15 protein-coding genes are annotated in these 17,601 nt (G+C 45.7%); 13 read left to right on the forward strand and 2 right to left on the reverse strand.

Annotation, left to right across the window (positions count from 1 at the left end; genetic code table 11):
- Nucleotides 1-189: 189 nt before the first annotated feature.
- The 7 genes from KAI37_RS03420 to KAI37_RS03450 all read left to right on the forward strand — a co-directional run bounded on the left by KAI37_RS03420 (nucleotide 190) and on the right by KAI37_RS03450 (nucleotide 9,385).
- On the forward strand, nucleotides 190-786 hold the full coding sequence (locus KAI37_RS03420; RefSeq protein ID WP_071639499.1) for a GNAT family N-acetyltransferase: 597 nt from the start codon (nucleotides 190-192) through the stop codon (nucleotides 784-786).
- Nucleotides 770-1,528, forward strand: coding sequence for an energy-coupling factor transporter transmembrane component T family protein (locus KAI37_RS03425; RefSeq protein ID WP_071639500.1), 759 nt, complete (start codon nucleotides 770-772; stop codon nucleotides 1,526-1,528). Before KAI37_RS03420 ends, KAI37_RS03425 begins: the two co-directional genes overlap by 17 nt.
- A 157-nt stretch (nucleotides 1,529-1,685) precedes the next feature.
- Nucleotides 1,686-2,273, forward strand: coding sequence for an ECF transporter S component (locus tag KAI37_RS03430; protein WP_023986963.1), 588 nt, complete (start codon nucleotides 1,686-1,688; stop codon nucleotides 2,271-2,273).
- Nucleotides 2,274-2,329: 56 nt separating this feature from the next.
- The gene (locus tag KAI37_RS03435; RefSeq protein WP_220030724.1) at nucleotides 2,330-3,889 is read left to right on the forward strand and encodes an ABC transporter ATP-binding protein; all 1,560 of its coding nucleotides are present in this window, start codon (nucleotides 2,330-2,332) and stop codon (nucleotides 3,887-3,889) included.
- Nucleotides 3,890-4,062: 173 nt separating this feature from the next.
- Nucleotides 4,063-5,577 (forward strand): MDR family MFS transporter, encoded by a 1,515-nt coding sequence (locus tag KAI37_RS03440; RefSeq protein ID WP_076293134.1) that lies wholly within the window; start codon nucleotides 4,063-4,065, stop codon nucleotides 5,575-5,577.
- A gap of 609 nt (nucleotides 5,578-6,186) precedes the next feature.
- On the forward strand, nucleotides 6,187-7,686 hold the full coding sequence (locus KAI37_RS03445) for a glycoside hydrolase family 68 protein (RefSeq protein WP_104497318.1): 1,500 nt from the start codon (nucleotides 6,187-6,189) through the stop codon (nucleotides 7,684-7,686).
- A 106-nt stretch (nucleotides 7,687-7,792) separates the two neighbouring features.
- Nucleotides 7,793-9,385, forward strand: a complete 1,593-nt coding sequence (locus KAI37_RS03450) for a glycoside hydrolase family 32 protein (RefSeq protein ID WP_220030725.1) — start codon at nucleotides 7,793-7,795, stop codon at nucleotides 9,383-9,385.
- Nucleotides 9,386-9,557: 172 nt separating this feature from the next.
- On the opposite strand, the gene KAI37_RS03455 is transcribed toward KAI37_RS03450, so the two are convergent.
- Entirely contained in the window at nucleotides 9,558-10,022 is a 465-nt protein-coding gene (locus KAI37_RS03455; RefSeq protein ID WP_013369372.1) for a MarR family winged helix-turn-helix transcriptional regulator, read from the reverse strand.
- A 290-nt stretch (nucleotides 10,023-10,312) separates the two neighbouring features.
- On the opposite strand from KAI37_RS03455, the gene KAI37_RS03460 reads away from it, so the two are divergent.
- Nucleotides 10,313-10,747, forward strand: coding sequence for a hypothetical protein (locus KAI37_RS03460; protein WP_013308721.1), 435 nt, complete (start codon nucleotides 10,313-10,315; stop codon nucleotides 10,745-10,747).
- 206 nt (nucleotides 10,748-10,953) lie between these two features.
- Complete coding sequence (locus tag KAI37_RS03465; protein ID WP_220030726.1) at nucleotides 10,954-12,291, forward strand: amino acid permease; 1,338 nt, start codon at nucleotides 10,954-10,956, stop codon at nucleotides 12,289-12,291.
- A gap of 20 nt (nucleotides 12,292-12,311) precedes the next feature.
- On the opposite strand, the gene KAI37_RS03470 is transcribed toward KAI37_RS03465, so the two are convergent.
- Nucleotides 12,312-12,944, reverse strand: a complete 633-nt coding sequence (locus tag KAI37_RS03470; RefSeq protein ID WP_071639507.1) for a LysE family transporter — start codon at nucleotides 12,942-12,944, stop codon at nucleotides 12,312-12,314.
- A 317-nt stretch (nucleotides 12,945-13,261) separates the two neighbouring features.
- Here KAI37_RS03470 and KAI37_RS03475 point away from each other — a divergent pair, with 317 nt between their 5' ends.
- The 4 genes from KAI37_RS03475 to KAI37_RS03490 all read left to right on the forward strand — a co-directional run bounded on the left by KAI37_RS03475 (nucleotide 13,262) and on the right by KAI37_RS03490 (nucleotide 17,600).
- Entirely contained in the window at nucleotides 13,262-14,230 is a 969-nt protein-coding gene (locus KAI37_RS03475; RefSeq protein WP_071639508.1) for an SIS domain-containing protein, read from the forward strand.
- A gap of 28 nt (nucleotides 14,231-14,258) precedes the next feature.
- Nucleotides 14,259-15,071: a PfkB family carbohydrate kinase gene (locus KAI37_RS03480; RefSeq protein WP_220030727.1), complete on the forward strand. Its 813-nt coding sequence runs from the start codon at nucleotides 14,259-14,261 to the stop codon at nucleotides 15,069-15,071.
- Between the two features lie 96 nt (nucleotides 15,072-15,167).
- A complete protein-coding gene (locus tag KAI37_RS03485; RefSeq protein WP_220030728.1) occupies nucleotides 15,168-15,881 on the forward strand; it encodes a GntR family transcriptional regulator in 714 nt (237 codons plus the stop codon).
- A gap of 135 nt (nucleotides 15,882-16,016) precedes the next feature.
- Nucleotides 16,017-17,600, forward strand: coding sequence for an amidohydrolase (locus KAI37_RS03490; RefSeq protein WP_220030729.1), 1,584 nt, complete (start codon nucleotides 16,017-16,019; stop codon nucleotides 17,598-17,600).
- Nucleotide 17,601: the final 1 nt, after the last annotated feature.

Consider the following 17,601-nt stretch of genomic DNA (forward strand, 5'->3'; position numbering starts at 1 on the left):
GAAGACAAGCCCTTAAACGGTTTAATCTCTTATAATATAGAAGATGCCCTTCTAATTCCTAATCCTAGGAACAGGAGGGCTATTTATATATATAAGCTTCTCAGCTTTAAATAAGGTTGTGTTTGTTGAAGGTGTATGCTTAAATGTAGCGTATATTTAGTCATTTTAATGCTGGAAGGATGATTGAACATGTGTGCATATGCATGTAAGGGGCATATACCACCGCTGGAAAGTCCGCGTCTTCGGCTGCGAAGGATGGAAAGTGGGGATGCGGCTACGATGTTCGCTTGCTGGTCTGACCCGGAGGTTCACCGTTATATGAACCTTTCTGGTATGTCAGGACGTGAGGATGCAGAGGATATGATTGAGCTGTTGAATGAGCTGGCGAAGACGGAGGATGCGCTGCGCTGGGGAATAGAGCTGAAGGAGAATGGGAAGTTGATTGGAAGCTGTGGTTTTAATTATTGGCAGACGGAGGGAGCCTATAAAGCCGAGATTGGTTATGAAATAGCCAAGCCTTATTGGCGACAGGGTTACATGACCGAGGCGCTACGCTTGGTGCTGTCATTCGGGTATAACACGATTCGGTTGAATCGGATCGAAGCGCTGGTGGACCCGCGTAATACAGGCTCGCAAGCCCTGCTGTCCTCGATGGGCTGGACAAAGGAAGGGCTGCTGCGGCAGGTACAGCATACATCTACAGGTTTTAAGGATATGCTGATGTATTCTTTACTGCATGAAGAATGGCTCAGATTGGAGGCACAACGAAATGCTGTTTCAGTATAACGGCGGTTCGTCGCCGCTGCACAGGCTAGGGCCGTTAAGTAAGCTAATATGGGTGGGATGTTTTAGCCTCCTGTCGATGGCATGGGATTCGACGTTGCGGGAAGCAGCACTCTTGGCTGTACTGATTGCTGTGGCTGGCTTGGGCGCACGTTTGACCTTAGCACGCCAACTTCGGGCTATGTCGTTCCTGATTGGTTTAGGTATCCCGTATTTTATACTGTCTATCCTAGCGATTCGAGAAGGACATACCGTGGCTTCATGGGGACCCATTGTCATTACAGCAGAGGGACTGGATATCGCAGGGGCGTTAACGTTGCGGATTTTTGTGTTGTTTTTGGCATCTTATATCTATCTCTCGACGACCGATCCCCGAGATTTTGTGCAGGCATTGAATCTGCGCTTGCGTGTTCCTTATCGGTTTGCGTTCGGTATTTCAGTGGCACTAACGTTTCTCCCCTTATTGGAAGAAGAAGGGCGAACCATTATGGCAGCACGGCGTGTTCGTGGACAGGAACCACCACGAGGGTGGGGCAATCGGTTATCATGGTGGAGCGGGTATGCGGCTGCCGTATTGGTGAATGCTGTAAGACGGGTTCAGCAGACGGCGCTGGCTATGGAGGGCAAAGGTTTCGGCGCTTATGCAGAACGGACATATCTTCGTACACTGAACAATGGGCGTGTAGGCAATTTATGTGCTATGACTGCTGTATTAACTACGGCTGTTTTATGGTGGAGCTTATAAAGTGAAGCCTCTTATTTTTGTTCTTATTGTCAACCTATTAATTATAATTAGGTTGACAATAAAGCTGCAAATGAATACATTTATACAGTAGCAGCTTGTACAAGGATCAGAGCTGTAATCTTATAGATTAGATAGGGAGAGGAGTCAAGAAGTACATATGAAGGAATCTCGTATGTTTGCAAAATTTACAACGCTGGATATCGTACTCATGGCGATGCTAGCCACGTTGAACGGCGTCATGACCGTGTATTTGTCGCTCATTAACAAAACATTAAATAGTCTGGGAGGGCCTATTGCAACTTCCGCTATTGTCGGACTGTACATGATATACGGCTTGTTGGCCTATTATATTATTCGTAAGCCGGGTACGGCGGTTATTGCTTATGCTTTTGGCGCGGTAGTGCAGTCTTTTATGGGATCTGCCTATGGAATTGCTTCTATTATCGCGGCGGCTGTCTGCTATATGATTGCGGCTGAGTTGGTATTTGCCTTGTTGCGGTATCGGCGCTGGAACGCAGTTTCGCTGATGCTAGTGGGTGGGGCTATGGTTCCGCTGTGGTTTATTGTCGCAGCCAATATGTTTGGCTATATGCATTGGGGTTGGAAGGTGCTGACGATTGCACTGGTCGTTCGTATCCTGAGCGGCATTGTCCTATGCGGTCTGCTGACGAAAGTGCTGGGCGATGCCTTAAATCGTACGGGACTGTTAAAACGTTTTGAACTGGGACGCGCTTCACGTGCATAGCCGTGGCTATGCACGTGGTTATATCTTCAACAATGGAGATCGAGGGTATTTCAGTTATGAATGAACATAGCGATTATAATTCTAGCCGTAAAATAGCCGTATCCTTGAAGAATTTTGGCTATCGGTATGATGATCAGGCAGAGCCAGCGTTACATGGTCTGACACTGGACATTGCAGTGGGTGAGCATGTAGCCATTGTCGGAGCTAGTGGAAGTGGAAAGTCTACGCTATGTCAACTGCTTCATGGCGGATTGTCCCGTTCCGGTGAGGGCGAACGGACAGGGGAGCTGACCGTGTACGGGATGGACCCCGATACCGCTGATCTGGCTACTGTCGCCACCACTGTCGGCGTCGTGCTTCAGGACCCGGATGCCCAGCTGGTGCAGGGAATCGTCGAAGATGAGATTGCTTTTGGGCCGGAGAACCTGCGTGTGCCTCCGACAGAAATAGCGCAGCGCATTGCTGCTGCGCTGGAGGCCGTCGGCCTAGCTTCCGAGCGCGGCTCCTTCGTGCGGCGCCTCTCGGGAGGCCAGCGCCAACGCACCGCGATTGCTGCGGTACTGGCGTTGGAAGCGCCGCTGGTCGTGTTCGACGACGCAGCTGCGCAGTTGGACCCGTCGGCTGTATGCGACTTCGTAGAGTTATGTCGGCGGCTCCATGCGGCAGGCCGGACGGTGGTTACCGCGTCCGGACGCATAGACGATGGCGCGCGGGCAGCGCAGCGCATCATCGTATTGAAGGGCGGGACCGTGCAGCTCCAGGGTCCGCCCGAAACGCTGCTGCGCGAGCATGGTGCGCAGCTGGCAGCCTTGGGGCTGCTCCCCTCTCCCGCAGGGAGGGGAGACATGCCACGTGAGCCGGGGGTGAATCCCGGCTCAGCGGCGGACCGCGCTGGACAGCCATTGTTGGAGGTGAAGGGATTGACCTTCACCTATCCCGGTAGCCAGCGGGCAGCGCTAAAGGGCGTGAGCCTAGCTCTTGCGCCCGGTGAACGAGCCGTGCTGCTGGGTGAGAACGGCTCGGGTAAAACCACGCTCGGCAAGTTGCTCATGGGCCTACTCCCAGCACCGAAGGGGTGCATGCGGTGGGAGGGGCAGGATATGGCGAAGCTGCCAATTCACCAGCTGGCTACCGGAATCGGCTATGTGTTCCAGCAGCCAGAGCATCAGTTTGCAGCTGCAACGGTGTGGGAGGAGTGCTTGTATAGCGTACGCGTCAAGCTTGGTTTACGGACCGGGGAGCCGGTTCCCGCGGCATATGTGGAACGGGCGCAGCGCTTGCTGGCCGCCGCCAGGCTGGAGCACAGACTGGATGCCTCCCCGTTCCTGCTAAGTGGAGGCGAAAAAAGGCTCTTGAGCGTTGCGGCACAGTTCATCTTGCCCAAAAAGCTATACATTTTGGATGAGCCTACCGCAGGAACGGATTACGAAGGGGCGAGTATTCTGCTCCGTATGTGCACAGAGCAGTCTGCCGAAGGTGCGGCTTTTCTGGTCATCACCCACGATATGCAGGTGGCTGAAAGCTTTGCCAGCGATGTTCTGTGCATGGAAGAGGGTCATCTCTATAAAGTGGAAAATAGCGAGATTTATCATGCGATGACAGTTGACAAAAATTAACGATATGTAGACAATAATATATATACATCGTACAAAACAGGCGGCCTATATAGGCCGCCTGTTTACGATTATGCAGTGCGGGTAATAATCCAACCTGGAAAGGCAAACCGTACAGATACAACACAGTTTTTATAAGGGAAGGATTTGTGATTTGCTTGGGAAACGATAAACCCATGAAGCGCGGACTCGTGCTGACAGGTGTTCTATTGGCCACTTTTCTGGCCGCAATTGAAGGAACGGTTATCGGTCCGGCGGGACCGACGATTGTTAGTGAGCTGGGTAGCGTGAATTTGCTCAGTTGGATTTTTACGGCATATTTGCTGACGATGGCTGTGACCACACCCATTTTCGGCAAGCTTAGCGATTTGTTTGGCCGAAAACCCATTTTTTTAATCGGCTGTTCGTTGTTTGTACTTGGCTCTTTGCTTTGTATGCTGGCTGGCAATATGGAGCAGCTTATTATCTACCGGGCTATTCAGGGTATTGGTGCGGGTGGTGTCATTCCTGTTACTTTTACCATCATCGGTGATATCTACAAAATGGAGGAACGCGGCAAAGTCCAAGGCATGATCAGCTCCGTATGGGGGATTTCTTCCCTGATCGGGCCTCTCTTGGGTGGTTATGTGGTTACCTATTTTGGCTGGGAGTGGATTTTCGGCTTTAACGTTCCCTTTGGATTGCTGGCTATGTTCTTCATCGCCCGTTACCTGCGGGAACAGGTAAGCAAGCGTACCGCGCGTATCGACGTGCCGGGAGCGGTTACCTTTACCATCGGGATGACGGCCCTCTTGCTCGTATTGGCACTGGGCGGGCAGTATATCGGTTGGGCTTCTCCTGAATTGCTAGCCTTGGCTGCCGTAGCCATTTTGTTCCTGATTTTGTTTTTGGTTATCGAAAAACGCGCTCAGGAACCGATGGTGCCACTAAAGCTATTTCGGATACGGGATATCGCTTTTTCCTGTGCCGCAGCATTGTTAGTCAGCACCCTGCTGATCGGACTGACTAGCTATCTTCCACTATGGATTCAAGGTGTACACGGTGGAGATGCCGCTTCATCGGGTCTCGCGCTGGCTCCAATGTCCGTAGGCTGGCTATTTGGCTCCATGATCGGAGGACGCATTTTGCTGACCCTGGGCTCACGTCGAACCTCTTTGATTGGGCTGACCCTGATTGTATTGGGGGCCTTCGTCATGACCTTGATGGGCCAAACGGCCCCGATCTGGCTGCTGTTCCTGTCTACATTGTTGTATGGACTGGGATTTGGCTTCTCGATGACTGTGTTTACGATTATTGCCCAGTCCTCGGTCGGGTTTCAGTTGCGTGGCGCGTCGACAGCATTGAATACGTTTCTGCGTACGTTGGGGCAAACAATCGGGGTTGCAGCCTTCGGTTCATGGCTGAATTATCGCATTGTTGCCCAGACAGCAGACGGACAGCTTACACAGCAAGGGGTAACGCAGGAGGATATTAACGGTCTGCTTGCACCTCATGCTTCACAGAGTCTAAGTGACAAGGTTGCCGGATTACTTCGTTCTGTACTGGAAAACAGTCTGCATTCCCTGTTCGTTATCATGGTCGTTATTGCAGTTATTAGCTGGTTTGTCGTCCTCGGATTGCGGAACCGTCCGCCGGGTACGGAAGAAGAGGCAGATCAGCGCGTAAAGACACCACAAAGAGAACACGCATAAAAAATAATATAAATCTTTCATTATAAAAGAGATAGCCCGGACCTTTGAATAAAAGTCCGGGCTATCTCTTTATTCAAAGGTCTCTCCTCCTACTGATTCAACAAAAAACCATCTCGTATAGGACCAAAAAATTTCCCAGCATACAAAAAGAAAATAAAAATCTCCTTGAGATTGCTATATATTCATAGGGTATAGGTAACAAAATGGTAAAAAAGTCTTAAGAAATTGTAACAAAAAATATGTTTCTGAATTGAGCTGTAGGGTACTAAGGAACCATTTTTTTGAATTCGCTTACAAATTGGGCTTTGTATGATTTATTTTAGAACGATTTTGCATGTGAATGAAGCAACCAACCTAGCAAAATGGGACACGAAAAAAAATCAAGTAGCAAATTTTTCTGAATGTAATAGGAATGAAAAAAAAGGGATTTTCAGAAAATTACTAGGAAAATATGAGGATGAAATTCAAGAGGCGCCTGTTTTCTTACCTCACATAATAGGGCTTTTCAGTCTATATCAATCGTTTGACATACCGTATAAAATGGCCCTACCAACCAAAAAGTTGGGTTTCAAATCTAGAAGCATAATTAGATTAAGGGAGATGGAGTACTTGAAGTTTAACAAATGGTTCAGTAAAGCAGCCACTGCAACAGTAGCAACTACCTTGCTGTTAGGAGGCGGCGTTCAGGCTTTTGCCGAGGAAAATGATGCATCTGATCTCAAAACAGACAATGCATTTACGCAAATTACGCGTAATGACATGCTGAATATTTTCAAACAGCAAGGCAAAGAGAAATATGAGGTTCCGTCCTTCGATGCCTCTACAATTAAGAATATTCCTTCTGCTATTGGTCGCGATAGCTCAGGCAAGCTGATTGATTTCGATGTCTGGGACTCTTGGCCGTTACAAAATGCCGATGGCACAGTAGCCAATTACAAAGGGTATAATATCGTTTTTGGATTAGCAGGCGATCCTAAAAGAGGCGAGGATACATTCATATACCTGTTTTATCAAAAAGCGGGCGATACTTCACTTAGCGGCTGGAAAAATGCCGGCAGAGTATTTAAGGACAATGATAAATTGCTTGCCAACGATCCGATTCTAAAAAATCAGTCAGAAGAATGGTCAGGTTCAGCTACCTTAACCTCTGATGGACAAGTACGTTTATTCTATACCAGCAGACAGCCCTATGATCCGAATAACAAATTATTCGGCAAGCAAACCTTGAGTACGGCTCAAATTAATGTCTCTCAGCCTGATGATAAGACACTGAAAGTAGATGGAGTCGAGGATTTGAAATCGATCTATGACGGTGGAGATGGGAAAACCTATCAAAATGTGCAGCAAAGCGTCGGAGTGGATATGGATAATCATACCCTTAGAGACCCTCACTATGTCGAGGATCAAGGCCACAAATATATTATATTTGAAGCCAATACAGGGACTGAGACAGGCTACCAAGGCGAAGATTCGCTTCAAAACTCAGCTTATTATGGCGGCAATAAGAAATTCTTCAGTGAAGAGCTTTCTAACCTGCAGCAAAGTCCTAAGAAAAAAGGAGCTGAGCTGGCGAACGGCGCACTGGGCATCGTTGAATTGAATGATGATTATACGTTGAAAAATGTAATGCCCCCTTTGATTGCATCCAATCTGGTAACAGATGAAATTGAACGGGCGAATGTTTTCAAAATGAATGGTTTGTGGTATTTATTTACGAGTACGAGAGGTTCCAAGGTGACTGTAGATGCGATCGGTGACGATGATATTTACATGCTGGGTTATGTTTCTACTTCCTTGACAGGGCCTTATAAACCGTTGAATGGAACCGGTCTCGTTCTTCATCAGGATCTGGATCGTGATGATATTACCTGGACGTATGCCCATTTTGCTATCCCGCAAGGCAAAGGCAATAACGTAGTCGTTTCGAGTTATATGACTAATCGAGGGCTTTTCCCGGATCACAAATCTACTTTCGCACCAAGCTTCCTGCTGAATATTAAAGGCTCGAAAACCTCTGTTGTGAAAAACGGTATTTTGGAGCAAGGGCAAATCACGATTGATCCAGCGAATGATAAAAAAGAACACCAAAATGAATATGGAAAGAAATAAGTAGGTATATGCAGTATGTCCGAAGGCGGCGGCTTGGTAGCAACCCGATCTGTCGTCCATCGGACGATACATAACGATGCAATGAGAGGTAAGGAGGATCGTCATAATGAGAAAAAAAGCTCCCAAGAGCATTTGGATACGATCCGTTGTAATCATCACAGGCTTAACTATATTTATAGCTATGGGATGGAGTATGTACCAACAGGATGCAGCCGAACCCCAAAAACCTGCTGTAAATCCAAAAAATCAAGCTAATCAAAGTAAGCATACAACACCAACCTACCGGGCATCCTATCATTTTACCGTTCCGGATAAGTGGAAGAATGATCCTCAACGGCCCATTTATTTTGATGGAAAATATCATTATTACTATTTGTATAATCGTGACTATCCCAAAAAGAACGGTACAGAATGGCGACATGCCACATCAACCGACCTGGTTCATTGGAAAGATGAGGGGGTGGCGATTCCCAAATATACGAACCCGAATGGAGATCCTTGGTCCGGTTCGGTCGTGATCGATGATAATAATACCGCAGGGTTTGGAAAAGGCACGCTGGTAGCCATTGTGACACAGCCCTCCGCAGATGGCGGAAAGCAGGAACAATTTTTGTGGTACAGTAAGGACAAAGGCAAGACGTTTACTTCTTACCGCAACAAGCCTGTGATGCCCAACCCCGGTACAAAGGACTTCAGAGATCCCAAAATCATCCGAGATACTCAACGTAATCAATGGGTGATGGTCATGGCAGAGGGAACAAAGATTGGCTTTTATGAGTCTGATAATTTAAAGAATTGGCGGTATACAAGCGGCTTTCAAACGGAGAATATCGGACTTGTGGAATGTCCTGACCTTTACCGGATGCGGGCGGATGATGGAACCTATCAATGGATTCTAGGCGTGAGCGCCAATAGCAAATCAACAGGCGGACCCAACACGTATGCCTACTGGACGGGAGATTTTAATGGAGAAGCATTTCTCCCTGATCACAGTGAACCTGGGTGGCTGGATTATGGGTTTGACTGGTATGGTGCAGTTACGTTCGAGGAAGGAAAAGACAAAGATAAATATAGTCACCGTTATGCTCTGGCCTGGATGAACAATTGGGATTATGCCAATAACACGCCTACCCTAAAGGAAGGCTTTAATGGAATGGATTCGATTGTTCGCCAAATTCGACTGAAACATACGGCAGATGCTGGATATCGTTTGGTTTCACAGCCTATACCCAATTTGGAGCGATTCCAAACATCCAAAAAATCATTAGGAACGATTAAAGTAGAGGGTACTCACCGGCTTCCGGTAGCAGGCGATGCCTATCAGCTAGAGGCGGATGTCTCTTGGTCCACGATTAAAAATGTAGGATTGAGGCTTCGAGAGTCGACGGATGGCAAGCGCCATGTCGATGTGGGTGTCTCAGTGGACGGTCAATACTCTTACGTAAACAGAGCGAACACTGGGCAGCCGGATCAGAGTGGAAAATATGTAGAGAGTAAGGCGCCATTTGATCCCGATAAGAAAAAGGTCCACCTGAACATTCTCGTCGATAAAACCAGTATTGAAGTGTTTGTCGATGATGGAGCAGTAGCTTTTTCCTCCTTAATATTTCCACGATTAGAGGATCAGAAAATCACTCTGTTTTCCGATGGCGGTCCAGCAATTTTTAATAATGTAGTGGTCAAACATTTTAGTCGATAGCAGGTTATGCTGCTCGTAAGCTTGGGCATATTTCGCTCTATTCAGGTATTTGAAAAGTCCACCCATGAATATAAGGGTGGACTTTTCTGTGTAAATCTAAATTTTCGTTTAGCACAGCTATAAGATTGTTCGTTTATTCACAAACGATCAGTTGCTAAAATTACTATTCGTTCTATTTGTGATAAGGTGACAGGTTATCAGCGCTACGGCCCAATTTTTTGAGCAAGCCGATAAGTTGATCTCTTTCGGTTTCACTGATTCCGCTAAAGGCACGTTCAATCTGACGTGTATAATCAGGATAAATTTCGTCCATGACACGTTGTCCTTCGTCCGTCAATTCTGCATATATAATCCGACGATCTTGGTCGCACGGGTGACGGTGCAAATAACCGCGGCTTTCCAGCTTGTCAATAACATAAGTGACATTTCCGCTTTGCAGAAGCAGCTTTGCTCCAATTTGTTGGATTGGCTGCGCGCCCTTGTGATATAAAACTTCCATCACGGCGAAGGCCGTTGGGTTGAAGCCCACCGTTTTGATGCCAGCAACCGCATGTTCGTTTACACTTTTGAATGACTTGGCAAACACGCTATACAAATGCATAGATTGCTGTGTCACCAATGTTCGGTAATCTATCATCTTCATTCCGCCTTTATGTATGGATTTGGGCATCCTTTGACCGCTCGGCTCGGATGACCGGGCAACCATACCCTTGTTACTAGCATAAAGGGATTTACGTAGCGAAAACATGCGATTTGTCACAGTAGCTGCTTTTTTAACTATTTAATTTCAAAGCTTTAAAGTAAATTTTTGAAAAATAAAGGCTTTGAATGTAAAAATACTGTTCCGGTTGGTTATATTAAAAATAACATACCTAAACTAATGAACCCCAATTAACAAAATAAGCTACTTCAGAGGAGATGAAACACATGGATACGGGTTCTTTCCGTTTTCAATTTCGTGATCCGCAGCAAGCCGCCCAAGCCTGTGAAACATTAAAGGAAATTGGATACTCCGCCAGCACAAATGGTGACACAGGTCTCAGTGTTCATATTGAGAACCAGGATGTGCTGTCTGCATTGGAGATTTGCCAAGCCTATGAAGGAAGTATGATTGAGGTAGGAACTCTTTTCTCTAGACCGGATGCAATTCCCGATCTGCAAGGAAACGTCGGTGTACAAAATCCAGGTTATAGCCCGGAGGACTGGATTATCCCGGCGCACACAATCAACGAGGATTGGAGTGAAGCGTATAAAAACGGCTCCTCTCGAACGTATAGCAACACAACGGGGGAGCACAACGTCAGCTCTGATCAACAACCGGAGGACGAAGTGGATGGATTTTCTGGAAGCATCCATATTTGACCCAAATGATGACGCTATGTCGATTAGGCGGTTGTTTATGTTCCAAATGTTTTGTGAAGTAAAAAGCACCAGTAAACCTTGAACGGGTTAGCTGGTGCTTTTTTATTGATAAAGAAGAGTCATTCATTCACATGAAATATATTGGAGAGGGCAATCTAAAGAATGGAGATATCTGTCCCAAAATCTAGGAGTAGGGTGATTTTTTAATGGACAAACCGTCTGATATGCAAAAAGAACAAAAACTAAAATGGTGGCAACTTAGCTTGTTAGGAGTTGCAGGTACTATCGGTACAGGATATTTTCTGGGGTCCGGCTTAGCGATTTCTATTGGCGGTCCAGCCGTACTGATTGCGTACTTTTTGGCAGCGGTTGGAACATATGTAGTGTTTGATGCTCTTTCGCGAATGACGGCAGATCATCCTGAACAGGGTTCTTTCCGTTCCTATGCCCAAAAAGCATTTGGAAGTTGGGCAGGATTCGGCAGTGGCTGGGTATATTGGTTTTCAGAATTGCTTATCAATGGGAGTCAACTAACCGCGCTATCTATATTCTCACGCTTCTGGTTTCCTCAGGTACCGATGTGGATCTTTGCGGCAGGCTTCGGGATTTTAGGGCTTGTGATTGTTTTTTTTGGCAATAAGGGTTTTGATCGAGTTGAAAATGTATTGGCCATCATTAAAATGGCGGCTATTGTTATGTTTCTGGTCTTGGCCGTTGCTCTTTTGGCAGGCTGGATCGGAGGAGGAAAATATAATCCAAAGCTCCCCAACAGTTACAAAGAGTTTTTCCCTACCGGCGGTATAGGATTGTGGTCATCTTTTATTTTTGCCTTTTATGCATATGGAGGTATTGAAGTGCTCGGAATTATGTCAAATCGGCTTCAAAAACCGGAGGATGCACCTAAAGCAGGAAAAGTAATGCTGGTTACACTGGTTGCAGTGTATGTGCTTTCGATTGGTCTGGCTGTGTCTATGGTGCCATTAAGTGCCTTTAACCCGAAAGAAAGTCCTTTTGTGCTAGCGCTCAGCAGCGATCATCTGGTTTTTGTGCCTCATTTATTTAATGGAGTGCTTATTATTGCAGGGTTCTCAACAATGACAGCATCCCTATATGCAGAGACATCTATGATGCTTACGCTTGCACAGGAAGGAGATGCCCCCACATTATTTTCACGGAAGTGGAAGGATAAATATCCTCTTTATGCACTTAGTTTGATCTCCGTCGGATTAATCTCAGCCATCGTAATGTCGTTGCTACTACCGGGAAAAGTATATGAGTATATCACTACTGCAGCGGGTTTAATGCTGTTGTATAATTGGTGCTTTATTTTGCTGTCTTCAGGTAAGCTACTGGAATCGAGTAGATCAAACCATATTAAACGTTGGATTGGATTATTGTTGATAGCTATGGCTGTGGTCGGATCATTTTTTCATAAACTTAGCCGCCCGGGAGTGTACATCAGCTTATTGCTTGTCTTGTTAATTGCAGTATGTGACCTTATCGTACAATGGGTTCGCCGAAAGCCCACCAAGGAATCTCGGTAATTTTGTCAAGAAGCCAAGAGTTAGCGTAAAAAAAGTAATTGAAATGCTTGTACACCAAAATAAAAGCCAAAACCGATAAGAGATAATCCAGACATCCAAGAGATGGTTTTAAGCAATCCGGTTTTTAGAAACCTACGGAAAATACTTGAGGCGGCTGCCATAGTCACATCCCAGAGTAGCACACCTAATACAATCGCTCCGCTAAAGATCATTAGCTGTTGTACTGGATATGAATTAGCGACGTTTGCGAGTATGGACCCGTAAATCCCAAGCCAGAATAGGACGGAGAGAGGATTGAATAATGACATCAGGAAGCCCGCTAGGAATGAGTTGGTTAGGGTATTACCATTTCCCCGTAATTCGGACTCTGAAATCACGCCAGCATTTTTAATACTTTCAAGACCTGTATACACAAGCACGAAAAATCCAAACAACCATAAAAAAGCTTTGACAAACGGGGCATTAAGAAGGTGGATCATTCCCAAATAGACAAGCAGCATATAGATTATATCTGCGGTTATTGCACCAAGACCAATAAACCAGGCATGCCAAAACCCATTCTTAATACCTCGATCCAACTGTGCGGCATTAATCGGTCCAATGGGAGCGGAAAGTGACAAACCAAGAAAAATATAACTGATAAACGTATTAATGTCCTTTTTCCTCCTTGAGTATTATTGGATGTTATGTATTTGTCTATATTAGTTTATTCGGACAAACCCATCTGTAAGACCATTTTTTTGTACGTATATTGCAGGAGTAGTCTCGTTATTGCCAACCACTATCAATGAATTAAAACTAAAAAAGGAGCTCTAATCCCGTACACAAAAGGATTAGAGCATTTTTAATGACAGGTTATAAAAAAAGTCTATTTGATCGAATAATTGGGCTTGACACTTTTATTGAAAGCGCTTATATTTATCTCGTAAACAATACGTTATATAACGTTATACAAAAGGGAGAGATCACAATGAATGTACATCAGACGGTTCAAACGATTTATGAACAAGCGAGTGGGAAGATTTCAGAGGTTTATTTAGTAGCCTGCGGGGGCTCATTAGTCGATATGTATCCCTCAAAATATTTTCTGGATAGTGAAGCAAAAAAGTTGGTAGCAGGTATGTATACGGCGAATGAGTTTGTGCACGCGCTGCCAAAACGTTTAGGTAAAAACTCAGTAGTCATCGTTTGCTCCCATGGTGGGAACACGCCGGAATCGGTTGCGGCTGCTAAATCAGCCAAAGAGAAAGGCGCTTACACCATCGGCTTAACCCACAATAGTGAAGCGACACTGCTCAATTATTCCGATTATTCATTCCTCTACGAATGGGGAGATGAGAGCGATGTCAAAAATAATCCTATGGCCATTATTTTAGAGCTTACTGTTGAACTGCTTCAAATCGCTGAAGGCTATGTGCATTATCAAGCTTTCCAGAACGGCTTGGGAGCAATCAATGGAATTATTAACCGGGCCAAAATACAAGTTGAACCGCGTGCGAGCGTATTTGCTGACAAATATCGCAATGAAGATCTCTTCTATATTCTGACTAGCGGGGCTTCTTATGGACATGCGTACGGATTTGCTATCTGTTCTCTGATGGAAATGCAATGGCTTCATGCGGCTTCAATCCATTCCGGTGAATTTTTCCACGGTCCGTTTGAAGTAACGGATAAAGAAACTCCATTTATTCTGATGATCAACGAAGGACGCACACGGGCACTGGATGAGCGGGCACGGACTTTCCTGAGTCAATATGCCGAGAAAGTGGAAGTGATCGATGCGAAGGAGCTTGGAATCGGAACCATTGCCGACGAGGTCGTCGAGTTTTTTAACCCGGTTTTATTTTACAGCATTGTATGTGTTTATCGTGAAGCACTCGCAAATGTACGCAATCACCCACTGGAAACTCGCCGTTATATGGGCAAAGTAGCTTACTAAGCGCTCTTACCAACAGGAGGAAACCATCATGAAAGTTCTAGGCATTGGCGATAATGTGGTAGATAAATATGTACATCTGCGCATGATGTATCCTGGCGGCAATGCGCTTAATTTTAGTGTATTTGCCAAAAAAGCGGGAGTAGATGCAGCCTTTATAGGAGTATTCGGAGATGATAACGAAGCACAGCATGTAGAACACATTCTCCGTGAGCTGGAAATCGACATTTCACGGTGCAGATATCACAGCGGTGAGAACGGCTGCGCACGTGTAACCCTGGAAGACGGAGACAGAGTATTTCTGGGCAGCAATGAGGGAGGAGTTACACGTCTCCATCCGCTGAAGCTGAGTGAAGATGACAAGGCCTATGTTGGCGGGTTCGACCTTATTCACACCGGCTTGTACAGTCATACAGGGCACTTGCTGCCTGAATTGGAGATGCTGGGAATCCCTCTTTCTTTTGACTTTTCGGATGATTTCGTAGATGCACAGGTGGAGAAATATATTGCGTATGCCGATTTCGCTTTCTTCTCTTGCAGCCATATGACGGATGAAGAGACACAGAACTTTATCCGCTCCAATCGAAAAAAAGAGGGGCAAATCCTGGTAGCCACACGCGGTGGAGATAGGTCTATTGCCTATGATGGTACTAAGTTCTATTTTCAAATGCCTGATTCCGTTGACGCTGTGGATACGATGGGGGCAGGAGACTCTTATATAACCGCCTTTTTACTGAGTTTTTTAAAAAATAACAACATTCAGGACGCTATGGCAGAGGGCTCGAGGGTTGCCGCCCAGAGCTGTCTGGTAGAAGGTTCTTTCGGATACGGCGTCCGTTACTAATAAAATATTTTCAAATATCTTCACTTGTAAGAATATGTAACATTTGATACTCTAAGTGGGAGTAATATAACGTTATATGACAAGTGAGGGCACATTATGTTGAATTCAGACCAAGCAGAGCCATTATATATTCAATTACAAAAAGCAGTCAAAACCGCTATTCATAATGGAACATTTACGCAGGGAAGTCGTATACCGACCGAAACTGAGCTAAGCGAGACCTACAATGTAAGTCGAATTACCGTAAGAAAAGCAATTGCCGAATTGGTTCATGAAGGTTATCTGACCAAACGTCAAGGAAAAGGTACCTTTGTCAATGTACCCAAAATTGGGCGGAAGATTGAACATATCATCAGCTTTACAGCTGCCTGCAAATCCAACGGCCTCTCTTCACACAGTGTGGTCACAGAACGTGAAATCATAGAAGCAGATGAGGAAATTGCACATCAGTTGCAGCTGCTACAAGGAGAGAAAGTGTTATATATTCAGCGCAAAAGATACGCCGGTGATCGACCGCTCATGCTGGAGAATAATTTTTATCCTTATGACCGATTCTCTTTTCTAATGGAAGAACAGTTGAAGGGCTCTGTATACGAACTGCTGCGACATAAATACAGCATCGATCCTAACCAACCAGGAGAAACGATATTACAAATCGCTTTGGCGGATGAATACCAGGCAAAGCTGCTGGAGACGGCTATCGGGCAGGCTTTATTCTACATGCATACGATTATTTATGATCAGCATGGAAGCCCTGTTCATGTAGGTAAGCAGTACATCATTGGAGACCGTTATCAATTCTCAATATAAATCCGTTGCCTGTTAGGTAATGTTATTCAGGTACGGCACAGCTTCTGCTTCCACTTCATAAGAGAAGCAGAAGTAACATTATAACGTTATATTACGTTATGTTATAGGGCGGATAAATAATGAGGGGGTGAAATTGTGCAAGGGAAGAATGACACATTAGCGGACAAAGTTTTACTCTCAAATGCTATTTTTAATGGCTTGGAAAATGAAGCCTCACCTGGGTTTATTGCACTGCAAGGAGAATGTATTGCAGCAGTGGGGCGTCCCGAGGAAGCACAAGCTTGGATAGGAGCGGGAACGGTTGTCTGTGATTTGGGTGATGCTTTTATCATGCCAGGAGTTCATGACAACCATGTATTTTTTACCGGATATATGTCGATGCATCGGGGCGTGGATTTGACTCATGCAGCCTCGATCGAAGAAGCAGTGGAATCCATGCTACAAGCGGCAAACAATCTTCCGCCAGGGAAAGATGTAACCGCTTACGGTTGGAGCAAGGAAGGATGGGGCAAGCTGCCTCAGCAAAGCTTGTTGGACGAGCTGTTCCCTGATCGGGCGGTAATTGCCATTAACCTAAATAAAAGCTACTGCTGGATGAACCGACTGGCTCAGGAGAAATATCAATTTCTGCCGGATCAATGCAGTGCTGAGGCACGCGCTTTGCTGCTCCAAGCTATGATGCAGGACCACAGCCTTGTCAAACAAGAGTTTATGGAGTTTTGCCGCATACTAGCTGCACGAGGAGTTACTTCCATAAAAGATATTGGCTTTGACCGGCATAGCGAGTTGCTGCCGATTCTAGAAGATTTGAAAGAAACAGGGGAACTGCCACTCAGATTTCATTTCTCGCTTGAACCCGTTGTTGAATCGCTTGATATTGCCACCGGTATGAAGTATAAAGCACTTTATAATGGAGACCTTATTCGTTTCCAAGGATACAAGCTGATGCTTGACGGTGTCGTAGCTGATCATACGGGGGACATGCTGGAACCTTACGCAGATATGCCCGGAGTAACGACTTTGAGGACGGTTGACTACAAAAAGATTGAAGCCTATGTGCTGGAAGCAGACAGCCAAGGTATCAAATGCTGCCTAACTGCAGAAGGTGATGCTGCGATTCGCCAAGCGGTATCCATGATTGAAAAATGCCGCGAACAACAAGGTAATAACCTTATCAGACATTCGATCAGTGATCTAGAGTATCCTCATCCAGATGATCTGATCAGAATGGGCGAAAACGAAATTTTTGCCGAAGTCTACGCTCAAATCCTGCTACTGAATCCAACCTATGAAGAGGCCTATATGCCTGTTGTGGTAGGCAAAGGTCATGAAAACCGATTTTATAATTATAAATCTATGCTGGAGGCTAATGTGCCAATAACCATTGGGACTGATCTGCCCTTATTTATCACGAGTGTTCCCGCTTCACTGTACTCAGCTTCTCATCGGTTGTTTCCGGACGGATCACCTACTGGAGGCTGGTATCCCGATCGGGGGATGCCGCCATCCGAAGTTTTAAAGGCATGGACCATTAATGGAGCCAGACATTGTTATATGGAAGAGGTTACAGGCACGCTAGAGGCTGGAAAATATGCTGACATCACCGTTTTTGATCGCGACCTCCTTAACGCATCTGCTGGTGATATCAGGGACGCCCAAGTGATATTGACCATTATGGGAGGGAAGGTTACGTATAACCATTCTTGGAATGAGGGATAAA

Source organism: Paenibacillus sp. S25 (assembly GCF_019454085.1).
GTDB lineage: Bacteria > Bacillota > Bacilli > Paenibacillales > Paenibacillaceae > Paenibacillus > Paenibacillus polymyxa_B.